Below are 23,525 nucleotides of genomic sequence, written 5' to 3' on the forward strand. Positions count from 1 at the left end.
GTCACCGGTGGCGTCCACACGGCGTCACGCGGGGCTGAGCAGCTCCGCGTGATGCCGTTCGGCCACCAGCGGGTGGGCCCGCAGCTTGCCCTTCAGCTCGTTGAAGCCGTACTCGGCGAAGAGCGGGTTGGCCGGGTCGTCGGTCACGCCGGGCGCGGCCGAGGCGTGCGGGAAGGGCAGCGGTTCGACGCGGGCGTCCAGGCGGGGGTTGTAGAAGAAGGGCACGGAGAACCGCTCGACGGCGCTGGGCGGTGAGACGACCCGGTGGTTGGTGGCCACGAGGTATCCGTCGGTCGCCACCTCCAGCAGCTCGCCCAGGTTGACGACGAAGGCGCCCGGCAGCGGCGGGACGTCGTGGAAGAGTCCGTCCGCGCGCTGCACCTGGAGCCCGCCGACCTCGTCCTGGAGCAGCAGCGTCAGGAACCCGTAGTCCTTGTGCGCCCCGACACCTTGGGCGGCGCCGTCGCCCGCGCTCCCCGGATACCGCACGAGCTTCAGATGCGGATGCGCCCGCTCGCCGAAAGCCCGGTCGTAGAAGTCGACGGGCGCCCCGATCGAGGCGAGCAGCTCGTGCAGGAGCTTCTCGGCGACGGCGCTCAGCCGCTCGACCCACGCCAGCGCGGCTGCCCGCAGCTCCGGCAGCCCGGCGGGCCACTGGTTGGGCCCCTCCAGCCACCAGTAGGCGGGTTCGCCGGGGCCGGGGATCCGGGCGGGCCGCTCGGCGCCTATGTCGAGCTGGTCCCGCCAGTCCTGCCGCCCGCCGGTCCGCTCGTCACCGGTGCGCGTGTAGCCGCGGAAGTGCGGCGAGTTCACGTTGTCGATGGCGAGCCGCTCGGCCTCGGGCAGCGCGAAGAAGGCCCGCATGGCGGACAGCAGCGCGCCGGTCTCCCGCTCACCGACCCCGTGCCCGACGAGCTGGAAGAACCCGACGTCGTGCGCGGCGCTGTGCAGTTGCGCGTGCAGCAGCGCCCGCGCCTGGGTACCACGGTCGGCGGCGGAGAGATCGATGATCGGCAGTTGCTGGTACGACGGGTTCGTCATGGTGTGTCCGCAGGTGTACGGGGCCCGGCCGCCGCCGTGGGTGGGGCGGCGCACGGGTGCCAAGTGGGCAAAAGGGAGAGAACGCGGGCGGAGGTGAACCGCGGGAGGGGCCGGAGGCTCAGAGGGAGCGTCGACAGCCCATGCTCGTGACGCGGACGTAGTCCACGTGGCGGCGTCGAACGAGCGAAAGCATGCGCCCAGGGTACGCCCTGACGAAAGATCCGTACGTGGCGCGGATCACTCCCCGCAAACCCTGCGGACGGAGGGCCGGGAAGCGGGCGATCGGAAGGGACGGGCCGGAAAAGCAGGCGACCCGCGAGTCTGGTCCTCGCTCAGGAGGGCCGGCCGGACGTACCGGCGACTCGCGGGTCGGGTGACTGCGTTGAATTGGCCGGTTGCGTGCAACTCACACACGCCGGTCCGGCACCGCACTCAGTGGGCGACGGGCCACTAGCCCGCAGCCACCTCCGACGTCCGGTGTGCATACATGCTGCGGACCACCTCCTTTCCTTCGGTACGTCACACACTAGGAACCCGTCTCCGGTCGCTCAAGTCTTTTTTTCGGATGTTGACTCGGCGGACCCCGAGACGATTCCCTGCTGGCGTGACCGATCTTCGACTGCGCATCGAGGTGGTGGCCGGTGAGCCCGCGCTCGAACAGTGGCGGCACGTCCACAACACGATCGTGCCGCCGGCCGCGCTGTCCCTCGACGAGGTGCGGGAGCGCGCGGGGCGCTACCGGCTGGAGAACGCCTACGCCGGTGACGTCCTCGTCGGCTGCTCGACCGTGCGGCCGCCCGAGGGCGAGCGGGCGGTGGCGACCGTCATCGCGCGCGTGCTGCCCGGTCACCGGGGGCGGGGCCACGGCGCCGCCCTGTACGACCACGCTCTCGCCCACGCGCGCGTGCTCGGCGCCCGCGTGATCGAGACCTGCGTACTGGCCGTCAACGAGGACGGGCTGCGGTTCGCGCGGGCACGCGGATTCGCCGAGGTCGAGCGGTACGTGCTCGACGGCGAAACGGCGGAATGGGTCGACCTGCGGGCTCCTGCCCCGGCATGACCGGGGCGCGGTACAACGATTCCTCTGCAATCTTGCGGGAACCATATGTGGGCTGCGTCACGTTCGAGTTGAATGAGGGCAAGTGAGCGAACCTGCAGGGGGTCCAGGTGAGTGCTTCCCGACGTAGTGGGACCACCGACGAGCTGGGGCCGGACGAGCCCGAGCGGCCGGGCGGCGACGGCCCCACGCCCCCGGAAGGCGCGGAACCGGCGGTCGGCCCGGTCGGCCCGGACGGCACCGATCTGCTCGCCGCGCTGCTCGACGGCATGGACGCGGCGCTCTGCGCGTTCGACGGCGACGGCATCGTCACGCACTGGAACCGCGAGGCCGAGCGGATCCTCGGCTGGACCGGCGCCGAGGCGGTCGGCCGGCACGGCTTCGCGGGCTGGGCCGTGCGCGAGGCCGACGCCGAGGACATCGAGGCGCGGCTGATGTCCGCCATGCACGCCCCGGGCCGCCAGGTGCACGAGTTCGCGCTGCTGACCAAGGACGGCGGCCGCGTCCTGGTGCGCAGCCAGTCCGCCGCCGTGCGCGGGCCCGACGGCAAACCCGCGGGGCTGTACTTCGCGTTCAGCGAGGTGCACGCGCAGATCGACCTCGAACGCTCCATCGCGCTCAGCGAGGCCCTCTTCGACGACGCCTCCTGGGGGGTCGTCCTGGTCGACGCCGACCTGCGTCCCGCCGTCGTCAACGCGCACGCCGCCCGCGCGCTCGGCACGGGCCGTACGGCCGCCCTGGGCCGCCCTCTGGGCGATCTGCTCACGCGGGGCGTCGAAGAGCTGGAGAACGCGCTGACGCACGTCCTCGCCGAGGGCGCCCCGCCGGCCCCCGCCGAGTTGTGGGTCGGGGTGCGCACCCCGGAGGGCGAGAAGCGGCGCTGCTGGCGCAGCGGCTTCCTGAGGCTGGCCTCGCCGCTCGCGGAGGAGCCGGTGCCCCTCGGGGTCGGCTGGATCTTCCAGGACGTCACCGAGGCCAAGCAGGGCGAGCAGGAGGCCTCGCTGCTGCGCTTCCGCGCCAACCAGCTGCACCGGGCGGCCCGTGCGGCCGCCGAGTGCGAGGACCCGGCCGAGGCGGCCACCGTGCACCTCGACTTCGCGCTCGCCGGATTCGCCGACCACGCCCTGGTCGACCGGGTGATGGGAAGCGCCTCGGCCGACGCGGAGGGGGCCGGCCCCGCGCGGCTGATGCGGATCGCGGCCACCCCGTCGGGCGGGCCGGGGCCCAGCGCGCTCACCGGGCACCGCGGCCTGCCCGTCCGCTACGGCGAGGCGCATCCGGCGCTCCAGTGCGTGGCACGGGCCGGTTCGGTGCGGGCCGGGGTGGGCTCCGCGTCGGCCGACGAGGCACGGGAGTGGGCCAGGGCGCGCCTGTGGCCGGACGACACCGTGCACGCCTTGTGCGCGGTGCTGCGCAGCCGGGGCCGCACCCTGGGGGTCGTGACGTTCCTCCGCGGCGCCGGCCGCACGGCCTTCGAGCGTTCCGACGCGACCTACGCCGAGGACGTCGCCGTCCGGATGGCCGCGGCCCTGGACCTCGCCGATCTGACCGGAGCGGCCGACGCGGCGGGCCGGGGCGACGACGCCTGAACCCGCGGGGTCAGTGGCGGTAGAAGATCCGGTCCCGGTACTCCTCCATGATCCGCCCGTTCCAGTCGTGGCCGCCGTCGACGTTGCCGGAGCGCAGCAGCGGGGGCTCGACACCGCGCTCGGCGAGGACACCGGCCGCGGTGGCCATCACGGCCTGGAGGAGGGCCGAGGTGACGACCGTGGAGGCGGGCGCGAACGGCGCGGGGACGGTGTCCAGGGTGAGTTCGGCGTCGCCCACCGCGATCTTCGAGTCGAGGACGACGTCGCAGTGGTCCTTGAGGAACGTGCCGGAGACGTGCCGGGACGTCGTCTGCGAGGCGTAGGCCACCGACGTCAGGCCGATGACCCGGACGCCCAGGGCGCGGGCCTTCTGGGCCATCTCCACCGGCAGGGCGTTGCGGCCGGACAGCGAGACGATGACGAGGGCGTCGCCCGCGCGCAGCGGCGAGGTCTCCAGGACGGCGCTCGCGAGGCCGTCGACGCGCTCCAGGGCGGAGCCGAGGGTGGCGGGGGTGACGTCGACGCCGACGACGCCCGGGACCGCCAGCAGGTTCATCAGGGCGAGGCCGCCCGCGCGGTAGACGACGTCCTGGGCGGCGAGCGAGGAGTGACCGGCGCCGAAGGCGAAGAGGCGGCCGCCGGCGGCCACTGTGTCGGCGAGGAGCGTGCCGGCCGCGTCGACGGAGCCGGCCTCCTCGTCGCGGGCCCGCTGGAGCAGGGCGATCGCGGCGTCGAAGAACTGGGCGGCGAGCTTGCGGTCGCTCATCCGTGGGGCCCCTTTGCCGTAGCGGGTGTCCGTGTCGCGGATCACCGTGCGGTCTGGACCAGTGCGCTGTCAACATGCCCGGTGACGGTGGGGCGCCCGGGGCGCGGGCCGGCCTCGCGGCGGGGTGCGGGCCCCGATGTGACCGCCTCGTTCGGACGGCGCGGCACGCTTGTCAGTGGTATCCGGCAGAATTGAGTCCAGGGCCAGCGCACGTGCCGGAGAGCCGTCCAGCCTTCGGCAGAGCCAGCAGAGCTAATCGAGGGGCACACATGTCCGGACTGATCGACACCACGGAGATGTATCTCCGCACCATCCTCGAGCTGGAAGAGGAAGGCGTGGTGCCCATGCGTGCCCGGATCGCCGAACGCCTCGACCAGAGCGGGCCGACGGTCAGCCAGACGGTGGCGCGCATGGAGCGCGACGGTCTGGTCTCCGTGGCCAGCGACCGGCACCTCGAGCTCACCGACGAGGGCCGCCGGCTGGCCACGCGTGTCATGCGCAAGCACCGCCTCGCCGAGTGTCTCCTCGTCGACGTGATCGGCCTGGAGTGGGAGCAGGTGCACGCCGAGGCCTGTCGCTGGGAGCACGTGATGAGCGAGGCCGTCGAGCGTCGCGTCCTGGAGCTGCTGCGGCACCCGACCGAGTCGCCGTACGGCAACCCGATCCCGGGCCTGGAGGAGCTGGGCGAGAAGGACGGCGCCGACCCGTTCCTGGACGAGGGCATGGTCTCGCTGGCCGACCTCGACCCGGGTCTGGAGGGCAAGACGGTCGTCGTGCGCCGGATCGGCGAGCCGATCCAGACGGACGCGCAGCTGATGTACACGCTGCGCCGCGCGGGCGTGCAGCCCGGCTCGGTGGTCAGCGTGACGGAGTCGGCGGGCGGTGTCCTGGTGGGCAGCGGCGGCGAGGCGGCCGAGCTGGAGTCGGACGTCGCGTCCCACGTGTTCGTCGCGAAGCGCTGAGTTCTCCTCGGGCACGGGACGTTTTCGAGGGCGACCGCAGGTCGTCGCCGAAACGCTGAGTATTGCTCAACTCCTGGGGAACACGGGGAAGTTGAGGTGTCCCGTCGATCTCGTCGAATCGCAGATTCCCTGTGTCGAATCGCAGCGCTCCGGCGCTTCACGTGCCAGGCTGTCGCGTGGGCATATGACCTGAGGGGGGCCGGATGCCATGCCGCGGAGCAGTGGAGAGCCCCGGTGCCGTACGGCACCGGGGCCTGTCCTCCCCTGTACTGACCCGGAGCCCCGAGCTCTCAGGGTCATTCCCCTCGGACCGATTTCCCCGAGCGGTCCGCCTCCCGCTGAAGGTCTCCCCTCGGCAGCGGCGATCATTCCTTGAGCGTGGTCACTCGAACGAGGGGTGTTGTGCGCGGAGAGTGCATTTCTCGAAAGGCCATTCGATAGCCTGCGGGTGATTGAAGGCAGTACGAAGGCATCGGAAGCGCAGTGGTACGACGGCTAGGGGGTGCCAGGACCTATGGCGCGACGCATCGACGTGACCGGGGCGGGCGGCGTACGCCTGGCGGCCTGGGAGTTCGGTGACCCGCCCAAGGGTGACCCGGCGAAAGCGGTGACGGAACCCGCGATCCCGTCCCAGCCCGGGCGGAAGCGGAAGGGGAGCCGGCCCGCCGAGCCCATCGACGACGGCGCCGGAAGCAGGCCGGGTGTCCTGTTACTGCACGGTCTGATGGGCCGGGCCTCGCACTGGGCGTCCACCGCCCGCTGGCTCTCCGAGCGGCACCGCGCGGTCGCCCTCGACCAGCGAGGGCACGGCCAGAGCGCGAAGCTGCCCGAGGCGGCCTTCACCCGCGAGGCCTATGTCGAGGACGCGGAGGCCGCCCTGGAGCAGCTCGGCCTCGCCCCCGCCGTGCTCATCGGCCACGCCATGGGCGCGCTCACCGCCTGGCAGCTGGCCGCCAAGCGCCCCGACCTGGTCCAGGGCCTGATCGTCTGCGACATGCGGGCCTCCGCACTGGGAGCGGCCTCGCAGCGCGAGTGGGGCGACTGGTTCCGGTCCTGGCCGGCCCCCTTCGCCACGCTCGCCGACGTCCGCAAGTGGTTCGGCGAGGACGACCCCTGGGTGGAGCGCCCGAACCCGTCCCGGGGCGAGTTCTACGCCGAGGTGATGCAGGAGTCGCCGGACGGCTGGCGTCCCGTTTTCGAGCCCGAGCAGATGCTCAAGTCCCGCGAGACCTGGGTCTACGACGCGCACTGGGAGGAGCTCACCCAGGTCCAGTGCCCCGCGCTCGTGGTGCGTGGTCTGGACGGCGAGCTCGGCCGCGCCGAGGCCCAGGAGATGGTGCGGGTCCTGCCGCGCGGCGCGTACGCGGAGGTCGCCGACGCCGGGCACCTCGTGCACTACGACCAGCCGGAGGGATGGCGTACGGCGATCGAACCGTTCCTCGACGCCGTACTCGCCCCCGAAGCCCCCTGAGGCCCCGGGGCGGCTCAGGAGCCCCGACCGCCCCCAGGAGACCTCACCGGGCCGGGGGCGGCAGGGCGGCGGGACGGCATGGCGGCGGACGGCAGGGCGGTGGGACGGCTCGCGGTGGCGCGGCGGGGCGTCAGCCCTTGCTCACCGCCGTCAGGATCTCCGGGAGGCGTGCCGCCGTCCGGGGAGCCGCCAGGCGCAGTCCCAGCAGCGCGAGCGCCGCGCCGTAGGCCGCGCCGCCCGGCAGCAGCAGCCAGGTCCAGGAGTCGCCGCCCTCGGTGACGTGCAGCCAGATCGTCACCGCGATGACGGGCGCGCACAGCAGGGCCGCCGAGACCATCCCGCCGAAGACCGCGATCCAGGCGAGGCCCGCCTGGCCCGGGGCGACGTTCTTGTAGCCCTCCTGCGGAACCGAGTAGGGGAAGCGGGCCGAGGTCCAGGCGCCCGTCCCCAGCATCGCGCCGAGCAGTGCGAGGGACAGTCCCAGCGCCTCGGGCAGCTTCGGCCAGTCGCCGAGCATCGCCGTCGTCAGCACGGTCACCAGCGTCGCGTACGGCAGGGTGATCAGCAGCAGGGCCAGCGCCCGCGCCCGCAGCTCGTCATACGCGTCCCGGGGCGAGGAGATCGTCATCGCGACCATCCAGAACGCGGACGTGTCCTGCCCGAACTGGTTGTACATCTGGATGCCGAGCATCCCGGCGGCGAAGCAGGCGAAGTAGATCGAACCGGTGCCCTGCAAGGCGTTGAAGACGGGCACGATCAGCCCGATGGCCAGCGACGTCACCCAGGCCGCCTTCGTCTTCGGGTCGCGCCAGATGTAGCGCAGGACGCGCTCCATGACGGTGCCGGTGCGCCCGCCCGGCAGCAGCCGCCCGAGCCCCGCCGAGCTCCGCCGTTCCCGCGGGGCCGGCTCGGCCGCCTGGAGGGTGGAACCGTCGGGCGAGATCATCAGCCGGGTCAGGCTCCGCGTCCACACCCGCACCAGCAGCACCAGAGCGCCCGCGCTGACGGCGATCTGCGCCGCGGCCGTCCCGTACGCGCCCTCGCTCACCGAGTCCACCGCGCCGATCGCCGAGGCCGGCGGCAGCCAGCGCAGGACGTCCGCCGCCGGATCGAGCTGCCCGAGACCGGACGACCCGAGCCGTTGCACCCCGAAGTTGACGAACTGCGCGCCGATCGCGACGACCAGCCCGCTCAGCACCGCGAGATCGCGTCCCTTACGGCTGCTCAGCAGCCGGATGTTGGCGGCGGCCACGGCCCGGGCGAGTGCCACGCACACCAGCAGCCCGAGGGCGACGGCGAGCACGCCCACCGCCCACGCGGCGGCCCCGTGCGCCACGGACACCACCGACCCCACGAACATCAGCAGGGTGAACAGCGGCCCGATGCCCACCAGCGAGGCCGCCAGCAGCGCCCGCACCAGCGGCCGGGGCCGCAGCGGCAGCATCACCAGCCGGGTCGGGTCGAGGGTCTCGTCACCGCTGGGGAAGAACAGCGGCATCACCGCCCAGCCCAGCCCCAGGACCGCCGCGAGCAGCACCACCAGCGACACCGCGTGGTCGTGCCCGCGCAGGGCGATCAGCCCGAGCAGCTGAAGCGCGGCGAACAGCAGCGCGACGACGGCGGAGGCGACGTACGCGGCCCGTCGCCCACCCGACTGCCGCAGCCCGTTGCGCAGCAGCGACAACTTCAGCCGTACGAAGGTGCGGACGAGGCCCTGCGGGGAGGTCGGCTCGCTCACCGGGCCGCCCCGCCGCCCAGCCAGTCGAGGTCGGAGCCGGTGTCCCGCCCCTGCGCCCCGACGAGTTCGAGAAACGCCTGCTGCAAGGAGGGTGCCGAGCCGCGCACTTCCTCCAGCGTCCCGTGCGCCCGGATCCGCCCCGCCGCCAGCACCGCCACCCAGTCGCACAGCGACTCGACGAGCTCCATGACGTGCGAGGAGAAGACGACCGTCGCCCCGGACGCGGTGTACCGCTCCAGCACCCCCCGGATGATCTGCGCGGACACCGGGTCGACACCCTCGAACGGCTCGTCGAGGAAAAGCACTTCGGGGTTGTGCAGCAGCGCGGCCGCGAGCCCGATCTTCTTCCGCATGCCGGTCGAGTAGTCGACGACGAGCTTGTGCTGCGCCCCCGCCAGATCGAGGACGTCGAGCAGCTGCGTGGCCCGTTTGTCGACCTCGGGGCCCGGCAGCCCCCGCAACCGTCCGCTGTAGACGAGGAGTTCACGCCCCGACAGCCGTTCGAACAGCCGCAGCCCCTCAGGCAGCACCCCGATCCGCGCCTTCACCTCGACGGGATCGCGCCACACGTCGTGCCCGACGACCTCGACGGAACCCTGATCGGGCCGCAGCAGCCCGGTCACCATCGACAGGGTCGTGGTCTTCCCGGCTCCGTTCGGCCCGACGAGCCCGATGAACTTCCCGGACGGCAGGTCGAGATCGATACCGGCGACGGCGACCTGCTGCCCGAACCGCTTCCAGAGGTTGCGCACGCGTACGGACGTCATGGATGAACTCTACGGCCGGGGGAAGCGGCCCACGGGGGCCTCGTCAGCGGTCTCGGCCGCAGGCGTAGGCGAGCGGCGAGATCAACTCCTCCGCGTCCGGCAGCCACCGGTTCGCGGCGGTGGGGCGGCAGGCCCACTGCACGGCCCCCCGGGAGCCGAACCGCGTGGGCGGCGCGGCGACGTACGTGCCCTCGCCGAGCGTCAGGAGATCGAGCGCGTCCAGCGACCAGCCCAGCTTGCGCACCAGGTCCGGCACCTTCGCCGACGCCCCCGGCAGCACGAAGAACTGCATCCGCCGGTCCGGCGTCAACGTGACGGGACCGAGCGTCAACTCCATCCGCTCCATCCGCGCAAGCGCGAGGAACCCGGCCGTCTCCGGAACGGAGATCGCGTCGAACGTACGCCCGGTCGGCAGCAGGATCGAGGCGGTCGGTTGCTTCTGCCACATCCGTCGCGCGACCGTCGCGCTGCCGGTGGCCTGGGACGCCCAGTCGGGGCGCGCGGGGTGCGCGCCCGGCGCCGCACACGCGCCGTCGCCGCAGGAACAGCGCTGCGTTCCGTCGACGGGTTCCAGCCAGGTGCCGGGGAACACGTCCCAATGACGTTCCTCGGCGTAACGAACAGCGGTCTCGAGCAGCGATTCCCCGCGCTGCTTCGGGATTTGGGTGGCTTCGGCGCTAGCGATGGTCTCTTCCACGATGAACACAACTCTAGCCGTCACCAGGGGTTACGCCCGTCACATTGCGCGGGGGAGGAGCATCGATTCCGCGTCCGGGGCGCATGGGTGCACGGGCGGGGGCGCGCGGGAGGAACGGGCGCGGGAGCGGGTAACCAGGTAGAGGGGGCGGGCATCCGTCGGTAACCCGGCAATTCTCTGTATTCCTCGGTAAGTCTCGGCAATCCTCACATGCCTCGCATTTTCACTGTGGCTGTGGGGCATTGATCTTCTCGGCCGGAACTTCCGGCCGGAACTTTTCGGTGGAAGACACGTCAACTCGGTGTGTGGACGGGCACCCGCCGTCCCGGTCACCGCAGCCACAGGGGGTAGTGCCCATGGCCGCAAGGCCGCTAGTCGCGCGACAGCCGAACGAACGGTTGCAGGCGCTCATCCAGGAGGCGGGGTGCTCGAACGCCGGGCTCGCCCGCCGCGTCAACATGTGCGGCGCCGAGCACGGTCTCGACCTGCGCTACGACAAGACCTCCGTGGCCCGTTGGCTGCGTGGACAGCAGCCGCGGGGCCGCGCCCCGGCGATCATCGCGGAGGCGCTGGGCCGCAAGCTCGGCCGTACGGTCACGATCGACGAGATCGGCATGGCCAACGGCAAGAACCTCGCCTCGGGCGTGGGTCTCCAGTTCTCGCCGACGGTACTGGGGGCCATCGAGCAGGTCTGCGAACTGTGGCGCAGTGACGTGGGCCGACGCGACTTCCTCTCCGGGTCGTCCGTGGCCGCCTCGGCGTTGGTCGAGCCGAGCCGCGACTGGCTGATCTCCTCCCCCGACGCGCAGGTGGCGCGGTCGGCCGGGCCACGGGTGGGGCTCTCCGACGTCGCGGCCGTCAAGGCGATGACCCAGGCGCTCGTCGACCTGGACCACCAGTACGGCAGCGGACATGTGCGCCCGGTCGTCGTGCACTACCTCAACAGCGTCGTCTCGGGGCTGCTGGCCGGCTCCTACCGGGAGGCGGTGGGCCGGGAACTCTTCGCTTCCGTGGCCCGGTTGACGGAACTCGCCGGTTACATGGCCGTCGACACCGGCCAACCCGGCCTCGCCCAGCGCTACTACATCCAGGCCCTGCGGCTCGCCCAGGCGGCGGGCGACAGAGGGTACGGCGGATACGTCCTCGCCGCGTCCATGAGCCACCTGGCCGCGCAGCTCGGAAACCCGCGGGAGATCGCGCAGTTGGCGCGCGCGGCGCAGGAGGGGGCGCGGGGGCGGGTGACGCCGCGCGCGGAGGCGATGTTCCTCGCGGCGGAGGCGCGCGGCCACGCGCTGCTCGGGGACGCGCGCGGGGCACAGGCGGCGTCCGGACGCGCGGTGGCGGCGCTGGAGGCGGCCGATCCGTCCGCCGGGGACGACCCCGCGTGGATCGCGCACTTCGACGAGGCCTATCTGGCCGACGAGTTGGCGCACTGCCACCGCGACCTGGGCCAGGCCGAGGCGGCGGCGCGCTGCGCCGAACAGTCGCTGGCCGGGCACCCGGAGAGCCGGGCGCGCCGGCGCGCGATCGGGTACGTCCTGCTGGCCACCGCCCAGGTGCAGCAGCGCGAGATCGAACAGGCCTGCCACACGGGGCTGAAGGCGGTCGAGCTCCTGGAGTCGCTCCGCTCCAACCGGGGCGCGGAGTATCTGGAGGACCTTCAGCAGCGCCTGGATCCGTTCCGGGAGGAGTCGGTGGTAAGGGAGTTCGGCGCGCGGCTGGAGCTGCAGACCGCGGCGTGAACGGACGGGGCGCCGTGGCGTGAACACGCGGCGAACGGCGTGGTCACGCGGAAGGAGTCACGGATACAGCGCACGGCGCTCCGGATCCGTCACCTATGTCACCGCCGAATCCGGTGGGAGGGAGATCACGTTCTGAGCTGCGTGGCACGGGGTTCCGGGGACCCGGTAGCGTGAGCCGATGATTCCGAAGGTCCCCCATTCGTAGGAGTCCCGGTGACGCAGAGTGGACAGGGCGAGGAGCCCTCGGCGCAACCCGCGCGCGAAGGCATCGTGCTGCCCTCCGACGGCGGGGAACCCCTGCTGCCGGGAATGACGACGAACGCACCGCGGCAGGCGCCCCGCCAGGGACCGCCGCCCGGACCGCCGCCGGGCCACGAGTCCGGCCGGTACGGCGCTCAGCAGTACGGGCAGCAGCAGTACGGACAGGACGAATACGGGCAGCAGCAGTACGGGCAACCGGACTACGGGCAGCAGGGCGGCCACGGGCAGCACGCGCCCCAGGGGCAGCCCGAGTACGGGCAGCAGGGGCCGGCCGGCGGACAGACCTGGGGGGACCCCTGGGGTCCCGGCGGCCAGGCGTCCGCCCCGCAGCAGGACGCCCAGGGCTGGCCGCTCCCGGCGGACCAGGGGCACCGGCAGCACGAGCCGCAGCACCCGCACCAGCCACAGCACCCGCACCAACAGCAGGACCAGTGGAACGGCGGGCAGTCGGCTCCCTGGAACGGCGGCGCCCCGGCGGGCGCGGGTCCGCTTCCGCCGGAGAGCGCACCGGCGCCGGGCGCACCCCTGCCGCCGGTTGCCCCTGCGGTCGACGAAGGCGCGACGCAGTACATACCGCCGGTCCCGGCCGATCCGACCGCCGACGGCCGTGGCCACTACCCCCCGCCGTTCGCCGCGCCCGGTGCCGCCGACGAGGGCGCCACCCAGTACCTGCCGCCCGTCCCCGCCGCGCCGGTCGACGAAGGCGCGACGCAGTACATACCGCCCGTCGCACCGGGCGCGCTGCCGCCCGAGGTTCCGGCCGAGTCGACCCAGTACCTGGGCCGTACCCCGCAGAGCGGCCCGGGTCCGATGCCGGCCCCGGGACCGCAGCCGGGCGCGTACTCCGACTCCGAGCCCACGCAGTACATCCCGCCCGTCGCCGCGCAGGACGGCGGGGACCGGCAGCCGCCCGCCGAGTTCGAGAACCTCTTCCGCAGCGGGCCGGGCAGCGGAAGCCCGGCGGGATCCACACAGCAGCTCCCGCGCTTCTCCGAGCCGGACGGCCCCGGGCGCGGCCACGGCGGCCCGGGCGGGCACGGCGGCGCGCCGGGCTACGGCGCCGGACCCGCCGCCCGTTCCCCGCAGGCCGCCTACACCCCGCCCGGTGACCCGGCGGCGGGCGGGCGGCGTGGGGCGCGTGACGACGGCGGCGGCCGGGGAGGCCGTACCGGCTCGCGGCTGCCGTTGTTCGCGGCGGTCGGTGTCGCTCTCGCGGTCGTCGGCGTCGGCGCGGGCGCGATGCTCGCGGGCGGGGGCGGCGGCGAGGGTGACGACAACCAGACCGTCGCCGCGTCGGCCCCCGCGACCGAGGGATCCGCGTCGGCGTCCACGGGCGCGGCCGAGCAGCAGGCCGTCGAACTCGACAAGCTGCTCGCGGACAGCGGCAGCAGCCGGGCCAGTGTGATCAGCGCGGTGGCCGACGTGAAGGCGTGCGGCAACCTCGCCCAGGCGGCCACGGACCTGCGGGACGCGGCGAAACAGCGCGGCGAGCTGGTCACCAGGCTGGCCGCGCTGAAGGTCGACCAGCTGCCGGACCACACGGCGCTGACCACCGCCCTCACCAAGGCGTGGCAGGCGTCCGCGTCCGCCGACGACCACTACGCGGCCTGGGCCGACCAGGTCGCCGCCGGCAAGAACAAGAGCTGCAAGAAGGGCTCGGCCCGCACCACCTCCGAGACCCAGGCCGGCAACCGCGCGAGCGGCACCGCCAGCGGCCAGAAGACGCAGGCCGCGAAGTTGTGGAACAAGATCGCGCGGACCTACGGACTGACGGAGCGCCAGCCCACCCAGCTGTAGACGGAGTGGACGCGGGCCGGCCGGTCGCCACCCATGCGAGGGTGGCGGGCGGGCCGGCCGACGCCGTCACGCGAGCGGGCGGCAGCGCCGGGCCGGTCGGGCGGGGTCAGTCGACGTCGGCCTTCTCCAGGGTCTTGGTCACGTCCACGAAGCCCTTCCTGGCGGCCACCAGCCGGCCCTTGCGCACGGCCTGGAGGGTGACGTCGGCGTTGACCAGGCGGGGGAAGCCGATGGAGGCGAGCCGGTTGGTGAATCCCCAGCGGAGCGTCGGCGTGAGTCCGCCCGTGGTGACCTGAAGGCCGTCGTCCAGGGCGCCCCGGACGGAGTCGGCGCTCACCTCGCCGCCGTCCAGAGACTCCACCGCCTGCCGGAACACCGTGTAGGCGATCCAGGTGGTCTGCACGCCGGTGTCGGTCGGGTCGATCCGGGTGTCGGAGAACGCCTCCTCGCTGATCACCGTCTTCATCGCCGCCCAGGCGGGGTCGCTCGTCACCGGGTACCAGCCGGTGACGTACGCCCCCTCGAACGGTCCGGAGGCGGCGCCGGCGGCGTCGATCACCGTCTGGTCGACGCTGCCGAGGACGGTGCCGGTGCGCACCCCGGGGTAGTCCTCGCGGGTGCGCCGGAAGGAGTCCATGAAGGTGGCGGTGCGGTCCCCGAGCGCGGTCACCACGCACCCCTTCCCGTCCCCGGGCTTGTCGCCGGTGGCGTTCTCCAGGGCGGCCTCGGCCTGCGTCCCGTACTCGGTGGCGTCCTCCGGCGCCAGCTGGTCAGTGGCCGTGCCGTGCCCGCCCGCGGTCAGTCCGGCGTCGAGCATCGGGGGCAGCGCGTCGCCGGCGATGGTGTCGGGGCGGACGAGCGAGACCGGGCCGCAGCTGGCGCCGAGCTCCTTGCCGAGACCGGCCAGCAGCGTGGGCTGGCCGCCGTTGACGGGGTAGGACAGCGGGCTGGTGAACTCCGCGTTCGTGACGCCGTAGCCGCCTATGTAGGGGATGCCGGCGCCTTCCAGGTAGGGGAAGAAGGAGGCGGAGTGCTGGCTGTAGGAGCCGAGCACGGCGACCGCGTCCTCCTTGACCGCGCGCCGGGCGCACGCCGCGGCGGACACGGTCTCGTTGTGGTCGTTGCAGGTCAGTACCTTGAGCTTGCGGCCGTCGAGGCCGCCGTTCGCGTTGATCCAGCGGGCGTAGGCGAGGGCGAAGGCCGGCATGCCCGGCTTGTTGGTGGCGGACGTCCCCTCGGGCGCCCACGTCATGACGACGATCGAGTCGTCCCCGGAACCCCCCGGGACACCGGGGACGACCCCACAGCCGACGGCGAGTGACGCGCAGGCGGCCAGGGCACCCGCCGAGACGGCGGTCGCTCTGACGGACCTGGTGAAGCGGAAGGACCTGGGGAGGAAGGTGCTTCGCGTGGGTGTGCGTCGCTTGCCGGTCATGGACACGCACGATTCCGTCACATCACCAACCTGGAGGTGACGCACGGTCGACGGGTGGTGACGGCAAGGTGAATTGCGGGGGCACCCGAGGCGCGGGGGAGGGGGAAACGTACGATCTATGACCGTGCAAGGTTCGGAGAACTCTTCCCGTCGCGGCCGTCGCTCCTCCACCATGGGCGACATGCCACTCAACGACATGCCGTGGTGGCGCTGGCGCAGCAATGTGCGCTCCGCGCTGCACATGCTCTCCGACCCGGTGTTCCAGCAGAACGTCTGGCTGGCCGGCGTCGAGGGGTACGGGGACGTCACCGACGCCGTGTACCGCCTCGTCGAGGACACCTGGCTCGACAACTGGTCCGCCGAGAAGTACGTCGGCACGATCTTCCGCGACTCGCAGGAGGCGGCCCTGGTGGACACCGCCGTGCTGCGGGTGCTGCGGATCATGCACCAGGTCGGGCCGGACGCCCAGGTCTCCGCGTACGTCGACCACGAGGCGTGGCCGGAGGCGGTGCGGGCGGCCCGGGACGCGCACGTGCGGATGGCGGCGAGCGACGGTGACGACGCCGACGCGCCGCCGCGCACCCTCGAGGTGCTGCGCATCATGACGCGGGCCGCGTAACCCGCGGGCGGGGCCGGGCTGCGGGGCTGGGGGGAGCGGGCCGGACGGCGTGTTCCGTCCTGCGGGACGATTGCCCACGGCGGTGGCCGGTGTGCGACCCTGTCGGGCATGAACGCGCAGCCCACCCGAGCCGCGGCGACCGCCGCCGACCAGTACGTCCTCACCCTTTCCTGCCCCGACAAGCAGGGCATCGTGCACGCCGTGTCGAGCTATCTCTTCATGACCGGCTGCAACATCGAGGACAGTCAGCAGTTCGGCGACCACGACACGGGTCTGTTCTTCCTGCGCGTCCACTTCTCGGCCGAGCCCCCGGTCACCGTGGACAAGCTCCGGGCGAGCTTCGCGGCGATCGGCGACTCCTTCCACATGGACTGGCAGATCAACCGGGCCGACGAGAAGATGCGCGTCGTCCTGATGGTCAGCAAGTTCGGGCACTGCCTGAACGACCTGCTGTTCCGCGCCAGCATCGGCGCGCTGCCGGTGGAGATCGCGGCCGTGGTGTCCAACCACACCGACTTCGCCGAGCTGGTGGGCTCGTACAACATCCCCTTCCGCCACATCCCGGTGACGAGGGAGAACAAGGCGCAGGCCGAGGCGGAGCTGCTCGAACTGGTCCGGGAGGAGGACGTCGAGCTCGTCGTCCTCGCCCGCTACATGCAGGTCCTCTCCGACGACCTGTGCAAGCAGCTCAGCGGCCGGATCATCAACATCCACCACTCCTTCCTGCCGAGCTTCAAGGGTGCCAAGCCGTACCACCAGGCGCACGCGCGGGGCGTGAAGCTGATCGGGGCGACGGCGCACTACGTGACGGCCGACCTCGACGAGGGACCGATCATCGAGCAGGAGGTCGAGCGCGTGGGGCACGGCGTCACGCCGGACCAGCTCGTCGCCGTCGGGCGGGATGTGGAGTGCCAGGCGCTGGCGCGGGCCGTGAAGTGGCACGCGGAGCGGCGGATCCTGCTCAACGGGCGCCGTACGGTCGTCTTCGCGTAGCCCTGACGGTCCGTCCGGGCCCTACATCCGGCTCAGCGACGCCGCCGCGAACAGTACGTCCCTGATCGCGTCGCGGTCGCCCAGCTGGCCCGCCGCCGCCTCCTCAGGGGAGACGTGCCCGGCGGCCAGCCGGCAGAACTCCACGTCGTCCAGGGCGACATGGGCCACCTCGTGGTCGGCGGAGCCCACCGCGCCCGGCGAGTCCAGCGGGATCAGCCACTGGCCGCCGCCCGAGCCCTCGATCTCCAGGCGCAGGCTGCGGCCGGGGCGGCCGGCGGTCACCAGATGGCGGGTGCGCGCGGGAGCGGCGAGCCCCGCGCGGCGGCGGGCCGCGAGGGTCTCGGGCAGCATCCGCGCGGCCAGGTCGATCATGCCGTGCAGATGGCGTGGGGCGGGCGGCGCGTAGGGGTAGTCGACCGCGTCGGCGATGTCCTCGGCGTGCACCCAGCATTCGAAGGCCCGGTCCAGCATCGCGTCCCGCAGGGGCAGTTCGAAGCCGCCGTACGACACCGGCCTGGTGCCGGGGCCTCCCCCACGCTCGGCTTCGCCCGCGCCGGAGGTACCCCCGCCGGTGAAGGACACCGTCCGTACGAGGGCGTGGGTCTGTTCACGCCAGGGGCCGCGCACGGAACGGGTGGGCGGGAAGTGCGAGCCCGCCCAGAACGACTCGGTACGCCGGGCCGGCGTGTCCACCGGACCGCTCGCCCGGGGCGACCCGCCCCGCCCGTCGGACCCGTCCGGCTCGCCCTCCTTGTCCTGATCGCCGGTGGCGCCGGTGTTGAGGGCCCTGCCCGGCCCGTCGCCGGGCGCGAGCGGGTCCAGCGGGTCGTCCAGCCCCAGGGCGACGGCCACCAGCCCGTCCACGGCGAGCAGGTGGGCGATGACTCCGGCGACGGTGGTCCGGCGGCTCGTGGCGCCCTCGCCGCGGAACCAGCGCAGCCGTACCGGCGCGTGCCACTCGGCGTCACCGAAGTCCTGGAGCAGGGCGTCGAGCCGCGCGGTCTCGGCGTCGTACGACGCCGCCCAGACGGGTACCGGGATGCGGGGCGGACGCCGGTCGAGGCAGCCGTCGAGGACGCGGGTGCGCAGGCCCGGGTCGAGGTCGAGGCTCTCCGGGCGCTGGAGCAGGCCGACCGCCTCGCGCAGCCGCCGTGCCTCGTCCGCGCAGGCTCCGCAGTCGCCGAGGTGGTCCTCGACGGCCGCCGTCTCCTCGGCCGAGCAGGCCGCCAGCGCCCATGCCCCGAGCAGGGACTTGAGCACCGGGTGCTCGAGCGCGAGCGGTCCCGGGGCGGCGGGCTCCACGGGCGGCAGCGGCAGGCCGCCGTCCTCCACGGAGACGCGCGGGAGCGGGATGCGCGGCGGACGGCCGGCGCCGCCCGGGACGTCGCCGTTGTCGCCGTTGTCGCTGTTCATGTCCTCTTCGTCTTCGCCGTCTTCGGGCGGCCGGAACCCGCTCTCGCCGCTCATGCCGCACCCCCGTACCCGGGAGGTGCCCCGGGGGCCGCGGAGTCGTGGGCGGTGGACAGGAGCTGGAGGCCGAGGCGGAGCCGGCGGCGGGCCTCGTCCTCGGTGACGCCGAGGTCTGCCGCGGTCTGGCGGTAGTCGCGCCGCTGGAAGTAGGCCAGTTCCAGGGCGGCGCGCAGCGGGGCGGGCATGGCCTGGACGATGTAGTCGGCACGGGCGGCGACGGAGGCGTGCCGCACCCTGCGTTCCAGCTCCGCGGTCGCCTCGGCCGAGCCGGAACCGGAACCGGCCTCGGCCAGCGCGGCGGTCTCGGTGGCGCGCAGGCGCTGCACGGCGAGGCGGTGGGTCAAGGCGGCGACCCAGGTACGCAACGGGCCCTGCTTCGGGTCGTAGGTGTCGGGGTGCTCCCAGACATGGGCGAAGACCTCGCGGGTGATGCCGTCGGCCGCCCGTTCGTCTCCGAGCACGCGATGGGCGAGACCGTGCACGAGCGAAGCGAACCGGTCATAGAGCTCGCCGAGGGCGGCCGCCTCACCGCGCGCGAGCCGTTGCTGCATCTTGCGGTCCCAGCGGGGCGGTGCGTCCTGCTTCGCCATGCGGCCCCCTCACCCCTGCGCGTGCCTCTGCCTGTGCGTGTGTCCAGCCTGCGTCCACCGTCACCTCGAATGTAGTCGGCACGTCCGACAACGCACGCCCCTTTGTTTCAATGTGCGCCCCCTGTCCGCGAGAGGGTGGTATGGGCGGTGCCTACCCGACAGAGAAGGATCGAACCGGACGGTATGTGACTGAAACAAGCCTCTTTCTCTCTCTTTCTGTTTTTCCCTCGGAGTTTCGGGGCACGGCCGCTGGGCAGCCGCGCTGCAAGGAAGCGAAGGGACGGCTTCCGTTTTTTCCGCGAGCTACAGCGAGCGAAGGGCGTGGTGGTGGCCTTCAAAGTGACCGGCGGGGAGCAGGGCGGATGGGCCGTGCTCCATGTGTCGGGCGAGCTGGACCTGGTGACGTCGCCGGTACTGCGCCAGAAGGTGCACGACGAGGTGGCCGAGGGGCGCCACAGTCTCGTCCTGGACCTCTCCGAGGTGTACTTCTGCGACTCCAGCGGCGTCGGCGTCCTCATCGCCTCGCGCCGCCTCATCCGCTCCTGCCGGGGCCGCCTGCGCCTGATACTCCCCGCGCGGGGCGCGGCGGAGGGCTCCCACGTCAACCGGGTGCTGGGCGCACTGGGCGTCCGCCGTCTCTTCGACGTCTACGGTGACCTCGCGGCCGCCGTCGACGACGGGACGGAACCGCTCTCGGCGTAGCTCCGCCCGGGCCCGACGGGGGCCCGCCGCGCTACATCCTCGTCCCGGAATTCCCCCGGTCTGGGCACAGGCGTCGCTTTCCCGCTGCCCGGGAGTCGCCGGCGTCGTACGCTCCCTGCCGGAACCACTCCCAGCAGCAGCTCCACGCGACGACGTAAGGCGGCCCGAGAAGACATGGTCAGCAGCGAGTACGAACGCAGGATCGCCGCCCGGTTCGCCACCTTCGACCAGGACGGCAACGGCTACATCGACCGGGCGGACTTCGCCGCGGCGGCCAAGGCGCTGCTCGCCGAGTTCGGCACCGCGGCCCGGTCCGACAAGGGGCAGGCGCTGTACGCGGGCGCCGAGGCGTTCTGGCAGGGCATGGCCGGCATCGCCGACCGGGACGGCGACCAGCGCATCACCCGGGACGAGTTCGTGAACGGCGCGGTCAAGCGGCTGCGCGACAGCCCTGAGCGGTTCGCCGAGATCGCCCGCCCCTTCCTGCACGCGGCCCTGGACATCGCCGACACCGACAGCGACGGCCGGGCGACGGTCGCGGACACCGTACGGGTGCTCAGGGCGCTGGGAGCGCCCGAAGAGGTCGCCCGGGGGGCCGCCGCCGTCCTCGACGCCGACGCGGACGGCAAGGTCGGCGAGGCGGAGATCGTCCCCGCCTTCGCCCGCTACTTCACCGTCGCCGAGTAACGCCCGGTCCTGCGACGCCCGGATCTGCTTCGGTCGTTCTTCGGTCGGTCAGCCCCCGGTCGGTCACAGCCCCAGGTCGGCCGGTCCTCGGTCGTCAGCCCTCGGGCAGGCGGTTTCCGGCCGAGCATCGCTCACCGGGAGAACCGCTCGCGCAGCTTGTACTTCAGTACCTTGCGCAGCGTCTCGTTGCGCGGCAGGGCGTCCACCACCTCAAGCCGCTCAGGCAGCTTGTGGACCGACAGGCCGCCCGCGCGCAGATACGAGGTCATCGCGGCGAGCGTCAACGGCTCCCCGGTGCCCGGCGCCTGTTCCACCACCGCGCACACCAGCTCCCCGCGCTCCGCGTCGGGCAGGCCGATCACCGCCACGTCCCCGAGGGCCGGGTGCGCGGCGAGCAGATCCTCGATCTCCTTGGCCGACACGTTCTCCCCCTTGCGGATGATGACGTCCTTCAGCCGCCCGGTGAGGACCAGATGCCCGCTGCCGGTCACGTGCCCCAGGTCGCCGGTGCGCAGGAACCCCTCCGCGTCGAACGCCTCGGCCGTCTGGGCGGGATCCAGATACCCCTGGCACACGGCCTCGCCGCGCAGCCGCACCTCGCCCTCCACCACGCGTATGCGCATGCCTTCCGGCGGCCGGCCCTCCGTCGTCGCGAGGTTCTCCGCACTGTCGTCGGGCGCCCCCATGGTGATCATCGGCACCTCGGTCATCCCGTACCCGTGTGTCAGCTGCACCCCCATCTCGCGCACGACGGCGTGGTACACCTCGGGCGGCTTGGGCGCTCCGCCGCCCGCCAGCAGCCGCAGAGAGGGGATCAGCGGCGCGCCCGGCCGCTTGCGCTGCTCGGCGAGGAACATCGAGTAGAACGCCGTCGACCCGCCCGCGACCGTCACCCCGTGCCGCCGGTACCCCTCCAGCGCGTCCGGCAGCGCGAAGTGCTCGAACATCACCGCCGGGAAGCCGTAGAGCAGCAGCATGACGGTGTAGTCGGGGCCGGCGATGTGGGCGTACGGGAACGCCATCGAGCCGACGTCGTCCGCGGTGAGGCGCAGCGCGTGGGCGAGGCAGGAGCCGCCCGCGATCAGTGAACGGTCGGTGTGCAGCACGCCCTTGGGATCGGAGGTGGTGCCCGAGGTCCAGTAGATCCAGCGCACCGAGGTGCCTTCGGCGGGGGGCGGCGGAAGCACGGCCGGGTCGCCCTCCGGCAGCTCGTCGTAGGCCTCGAAGACGCCCTTCGCACCAAGCCGCCGTGCCATCTCGGTGTGGTCGAAGCCGCGCCAGACGCCCGGCACCGCGAAGAACTCCGCCTTCGACTCGCGCAGGGCGAAGCCGACCTCGCGGTCGCGGTAGAAGGGGATGACGGGCGACTGCACGGCCCCCAGGCGGGCCAGCGCGAAGGACAGGACGGCCGTCTCGAGGCGGGTGGGCAGCTGCCAGGCGACGACCGTGCCGGGGCGTACGCCCATGTCGTGCAGCCCGGCCGCGACCCGCTCGGCGCGCTCGCGCAGCTCGCCGAAGGTCAGGGCCCGGTCGTCCTGGAGGAGGACCCGGCGGCCGGGGGTGAGGCCGGCGCGGCGGGCGAGCAGGTCCCAGAGGGTGCGGGACGCGCTCAGCTCGTGGGCGGTGGCGGTGGCGGTGTCGTTCACGTCGGCCCCCTGACGTAACTGACGGACTGTCAGATTTTGGCAGAGCGTAGGGCTGGTCGCCTTGTCGGTCCAGGGGGCGGGGGCTAGCCTGCTGGGGAGAGTCAATCTGACGGGTCATCAGATAGCCGCCTGGCGGCAGGCCGGTCGCCGGGCCGGCGGGCGGGCCGGATCGCCGAGCGGGCCGCGGGCGACCCGTCGGCAAGCCGGGCGGCCGGTGGGGCCGGCCCGTCGGACCAGCGCACCGGACACGTCCATCGGACAACTGGCGTTCCGCCAGGCGGAGGGGAAGCCATGAGCACCGAACTGCCGCGCATCGTCAGCGTCGACGACCATGTGATCGAGCCCGCGCACCTCTTCGCGACCTGGCTGCCGCGGAAGTACCAAGACCGGGGGCCGCAGCCGCTCACCGCCGGCATCGGCGAGCTCGCCTACGTCGCCGGGAAGTACCAGATCACGATGGACCCGGACGGCCAGCCCACCGACTGGTGGATCTACGAGGACCTGAAGTTCCCGTACAAGCGCAACATCGCCGCCGTCGGCTTCGACCGGGACGAGATGACGCTGGAGGGCATCACCCGGGAGGAGATGCGGCGCGGCTGCTGGGACCCGAAGGCCCGGTTGGCGGACATGGACCTCAACCATGTCGAGGCCTCGCTCTGCTTCCCGTCGTTCCCCCGCTTCTGCGGGCAGACCTTCGCCGAGGCGCACGACAAGGAGGTCGCGCTGGCCTGTGTGCGCGCCTACAACGACTGGATGGTCCAGGAGTGGTGCGGGGACAGCGGCGGGCGGCTCATCCCGCTCTGTCTGATCCCCCTGTGGGACATCGACCTGGCGGTCGCCGAGATCCGGCGCAACGCGGCCCGCGGGGTGCGCGCGGTGACCTTCTCCGAGATCCCCAGCCACCTCGGGCTGCCGTCGATCCACTCGGGCTACTGGGATCCGTTCTTCGCGGTGTGCGAGGAGACCGGGACCGTCGTCAACATGCACATCGGTTCGTCCTCGCAGATGCCGGCCGCCTCGCCGGACGCGCCGCCGGCCGTCCAGGCGTCCCTGTCGTTCAACAATGCGATGGCCTCGATGATGGACTTCCTCTTCAGCGGGGTGCTGGTGAGGTTCCCGCGCCTCACACTCGCCTACTCCGAGGGCCAGATGGGCTGGATCCCGTACGCCCTGGAGCGTGCCGACGACGTCTGGGAGGAGCACCGCGCGTGGGGCGGGGTCAGGGACCTCATCCCCGAGCCGCCGTCCACGTACTACTACCGGCAGATCTTCTGCTGCTTCTTCCGCGACAAGCACGGGGTGGCGTCCCTGGACGTGGTGGGGCGCGACAACGCGACCTTCGAGACCGACTACCCGCACGTCGACTCGACCTTCCCGCACACCAAGGAGGTCGCCCTGGACCACGTCAAGGGCCTCGACGACGAGACGGTCTACAAGCTCATGCGGGGCAACGCGATCCGCATGCTGGACCTGGACCTCGACAAGTAGCCGGGCC

20 protein-coding genes are annotated in these 23,525 nt (G+C 72.7%); 11 read left to right on the plus strand and 9 right to left on the minus strand.

The window, feature by feature from the left end; all coding sequences use genetic code 11:
* Nucleotides 1-24: 24 nt before the first annotated feature.
* On the minus strand, nt 25-1,041 hold the full coding sequence (locus OG440_RS20785) for an isopenicillin N synthase family dioxygenase (RefSeq protein WP_406008298.1): 1,017 nt from the start codon (nt 1,039-1,041) through the stop codon (nt 25-27).
* Between the two features lie 604 nt (nt 1,042-1,645).
* Here OG440_RS20785 and OG440_RS20790 point away from each other — a divergent pair.
* Complete coding sequence (locus OG440_RS20790) at nt 1,646-2,101, plus strand: GNAT family N-acetyltransferase (RefSeq protein ID WP_406008299.1); 456 nt, start codon at nt 1,646-1,648, stop codon at nt 2,099-2,101.
* A gap of 107 nt (nt 2,102-2,208) precedes the next feature.
* On the plus strand, nt 2,209-3,687 hold the full coding sequence (locus OG440_RS20795) for a PAS domain-containing protein (protein WP_406008300.1): 1,479 nt from the start codon (nt 2,209-2,211) through the stop codon (nt 3,685-3,687).
* 10 nt (nt 3,688-3,697) lie between these two features.
* On the opposite strand, the gene OG440_RS20800 is transcribed toward OG440_RS20795, so the two are convergent.
* Nucleotides 3,698-4,453, minus strand: a complete 756-nt coding sequence (locus OG440_RS20800) for an SIS domain-containing protein (protein ID WP_406008301.1) — start codon at nt 4,451-4,453, stop codon at nt 3,698-3,700.
* 269 nt (nt 4,454-4,722) lie between these two features.
* On the opposite strand from OG440_RS20800, the gene OG440_RS20805 reads away from it, so the two are divergent.
* Nucleotides 4,723-5,415 carry a metal-dependent transcriptional regulator gene (locus tag OG440_RS20805; protein WP_020130217.1) on the plus strand — a complete coding sequence of 231 codons (693 nt, stop codon included), beginning with the start codon at nt 4,723-4,725 and terminating at the stop codon, nt 5,413-5,415.
* Nucleotides 5,416-5,929: 514 nt separating this feature from the next.
* A complete protein-coding gene (locus OG440_RS20810; RefSeq protein ID WP_406008302.1) occupies nt 5,930-6,886 on the plus strand; it encodes an alpha/beta fold hydrolase in 957 nt (318 codons plus the stop codon).
* 130 nt (nt 6,887-7,016) lie between these two features.
* Here OG440_RS20810 and OG440_RS20815 read toward each other — a convergent pair whose 3' ends face one another.
* From OG440_RS20815 to OG440_RS20825, 3 genes are read right to left on the minus strand one after another with little or no spacing between them, the layout of a single operon-like run.
* On the minus strand, nt 7,017-8,624 hold the full coding sequence (locus tag OG440_RS20815) for a transporter (RefSeq protein WP_406008303.1): 1,608 nt from the start codon (nt 8,622-8,624) through the stop codon (nt 7,017-7,019).
* Nucleotides 8,621-9,391 (minus strand): ABC transporter ATP-binding protein, encoded by a 771-nt coding sequence (locus OG440_RS20820; protein WP_406008304.1) that lies wholly within the window; start codon nt 9,389-9,391, stop codon nt 8,621-8,623. The genes OG440_RS20815 and OG440_RS20820 overlap by 4 nt, the downstream gene beginning before the upstream one ends.
* Nucleotides 9,392-9,434: 43 nt before the next feature.
* Nucleotides 9,435-10,097: a bifunctional DNA primase/polymerase gene (locus OG440_RS20825; protein WP_406008305.1), complete on the minus strand. Its 663-nt coding sequence runs from the start codon at nt 10,095-10,097 to the stop codon at nt 9,435-9,437.
* A gap of 347 nt (nt 10,098-10,444) precedes the next feature.
* Between OG440_RS20825 and OG440_RS20830 the strand changes: the two genes are divergently transcribed.
* Both OG440_RS20830 and OG440_RS20835 read left to right on the plus strand, forming a co-directional pair.
* Complete coding sequence (locus tag OG440_RS20830) at nt 10,445-11,830, plus strand: transcriptional regulator (RefSeq protein ID WP_406008306.1); 1,386 nt, start codon at nt 10,445-10,447, stop codon at nt 11,828-11,830.
* Nucleotides 11,831-12,043: 213 nt separating this feature from the next.
* Nucleotides 12,044-13,888, plus strand: coding sequence for a hypothetical protein (locus OG440_RS20835; RefSeq protein WP_406008307.1), 1,845 nt, complete (start codon nt 12,044-12,046; stop codon nt 13,886-13,888).
* Nucleotides 13,889-13,994: 106 nt separating this feature from the next.
* Here OG440_RS20835 and OG440_RS20840 read toward each other — a convergent pair whose 3' ends face one another.
* Complete coding sequence (locus OG440_RS20840) at nt 13,995-15,323, minus strand: ABC transporter substrate-binding protein (protein WP_406008308.1); 1,329 nt, start codon at nt 15,321-15,323, stop codon at nt 13,995-13,997.
* Nucleotides 15,324-15,441: 118 nt separating this feature from the next.
* Here OG440_RS20840 and OG440_RS20845 point away from each other — a divergent pair, with 118 nt between their 5' ends.
* On the plus strand, nt 15,442-15,942 hold the full coding sequence (locus OG440_RS20845) for a hypothetical protein (RefSeq protein ID WP_406008309.1): 501 nt from the start codon (nt 15,442-15,444) through the stop codon (nt 15,940-15,942).
* A gap of 108 nt (nt 15,943-16,050) precedes the next feature.
* Entirely contained in the window at nt 16,051-16,935 is an 885-nt protein-coding gene (gene purU / locus OG440_RS20850; RefSeq protein ID WP_406008310.1) for a formyltetrahydrofolate deformylase, read from the plus strand.
* 21 nt (nt 16,936-16,956) lie between these two features.
* Here the strand turns inward: purU and OG440_RS20855 are convergent, their stop codons facing one another.
* Complete coding sequence (locus OG440_RS20855; RefSeq protein ID WP_406008311.1) at nt 16,957-18,402, minus strand: anti-sigma factor family protein; 1,446 nt, start codon at nt 18,400-18,402, stop codon at nt 16,957-16,959.
* Nucleotides 18,399-18,995, minus strand: coding sequence for an RNA polymerase sigma factor (locus OG440_RS20860; RefSeq protein WP_406008312.1), 597 nt, complete (start codon nt 18,993-18,995; stop codon nt 18,399-18,401). Before OG440_RS20860 ends, OG440_RS20855 begins: the two co-directional genes overlap by 4 nt.
* A 321-nt stretch (nt 18,996-19,316) precedes the next feature.
* On the opposite strand from OG440_RS20860, the gene OG440_RS20865 reads away from it, so the two are divergent.
* The gene (locus OG440_RS20865) at nt 19,317-19,697 is read left to right on the plus strand and encodes an STAS domain-containing protein (RefSeq protein WP_351763147.1); all 381 of its coding nucleotides are present in this window, start codon (nt 19,317-19,319) and stop codon (nt 19,695-19,697) included.
* Between the two features lie 174 nt (nt 19,698-19,871).
* Nucleotides 19,872-20,384 (plus strand): EF-hand domain-containing protein, encoded by a 513-nt coding sequence (locus OG440_RS20870; protein ID WP_406008313.1) that lies wholly within the window; start codon nt 19,872-19,874, stop codon nt 20,382-20,384.
* A 131-nt stretch (nt 20,385-20,515) separates the two neighbouring features.
* On the opposite strand, the gene OG440_RS20875 is transcribed toward OG440_RS20870, so the two are convergent.
* Nucleotides 20,516-22,030, minus strand: coding sequence for a class I adenylate-forming enzyme family protein (locus OG440_RS20875; RefSeq protein ID WP_406008314.1), 1,515 nt, complete (start codon nt 22,028-22,030; stop codon nt 20,516-20,518).
* A gap of 291 nt (nt 22,031-22,321) precedes the next feature.
* Here OG440_RS20875 and OG440_RS20880 point away from each other — a divergent pair, with 291 nt between their 5' ends.
* Nucleotides 22,322-23,518, plus strand: a complete 1,197-nt coding sequence (locus OG440_RS20880; RefSeq protein WP_406008315.1) for an amidohydrolase family protein — start codon at nt 22,322-22,324, stop codon at nt 23,516-23,518.
* The last annotated feature ends 7 nt before the right edge of the window (nt 23,519-23,525 follow it).

The sequence above is a fragment of the Streptomyces sp. NBC_00637 genome, from assembly GCF_045161545.1.
Classification (GTDB): Bacteria; Actinomycetota; Actinomycetes; order Streptomycetales; family Streptomycetaceae; genus Streptomyces.

Bases quoted from the DNA above. Each gene is read 5' to 3' on its own strand.
- OG440_RS20785 (WP_406008298.1), bottom strand. From the start codon at position 1,041: ATGACGAACCCGTCGTACCAGCAACTGCCGATCATCGATCTCTCCGCC.
- OG440_RS20800 (WP_406008301.1), bottom strand. From the start codon at position 4,453: ATGAGCGACCGCAAGCTCGCCGCCCAGTTCTTCGACGCCGCGATCGCC.
- OG440_RS20805 (WP_020130217.1), top strand. From the start codon at position 4,723: ATGTCCGGACTGATCGACACCACGGAGATGTATCTCCGCACCATCCTC.
- OG440_RS20810 (WP_406008302.1), top strand. From the start codon at position 5,930: ATGGCGCGACGCATCGACGTGACCGGGGCGGGCGGCGTACGCCTGGCG.
- OG440_RS20820 (WP_406008304.1), bottom strand. From the start codon at position 9,391: ATGACGTCCGTACGCGTGCGCAACCTCTGGAAGCGGTTCGGGCAGCAG.
- OG440_RS20830 (WP_406008306.1), top strand. From the start codon at position 10,445: ATGGCCGCAAGGCCGCTAGTCGCGCGACAGCCGAACGAACGGTTGCAG.
- OG440_RS20840 (WP_406008308.1), bottom strand. From the start codon at position 15,323: ATGACCGGCAAGCGACGCACACCCACGCGAAGCACCTTCCTCCCCAGG.
- OG440_RS20845 (WP_406008309.1), top strand. From the start codon at position 15,442: ATGACCGTGCAAGGTTCGGAGAACTCTTCCCGTCGCGGCCGTCGCTCC.
- purU (WP_406008310.1), top strand. From the start codon at position 16,051: ATGAACGCGCAGCCCACCCGAGCCGCGGCGACCGCCGCCGACCAGTAC.
- OG440_RS20855 (WP_406008311.1), bottom strand. From the start codon at position 18,402: ATGAGCGGCGAGAGCGGGTTCCGGCCGCCCGAAGACGGCGAAGACGAA.
- OG440_RS20860 (WP_406008312.1), bottom strand. From the start codon at position 18,995: ATGGCGAAGCAGGACGCACCGCCCCGCTGGGACCGCAAGATGCAGCAA.
- OG440_RS20870 (WP_406008313.1), top strand. From the start codon at position 19,872: ATGGTCAGCAGCGAGTACGAACGCAGGATCGCCGCCCGGTTCGCCACC.
- OG440_RS20880 (WP_406008315.1), top strand. From the start codon at position 22,322: ATGAGCACCGAACTGCCGCGCATCGTCAGCGTCGACGACCATGTGATC.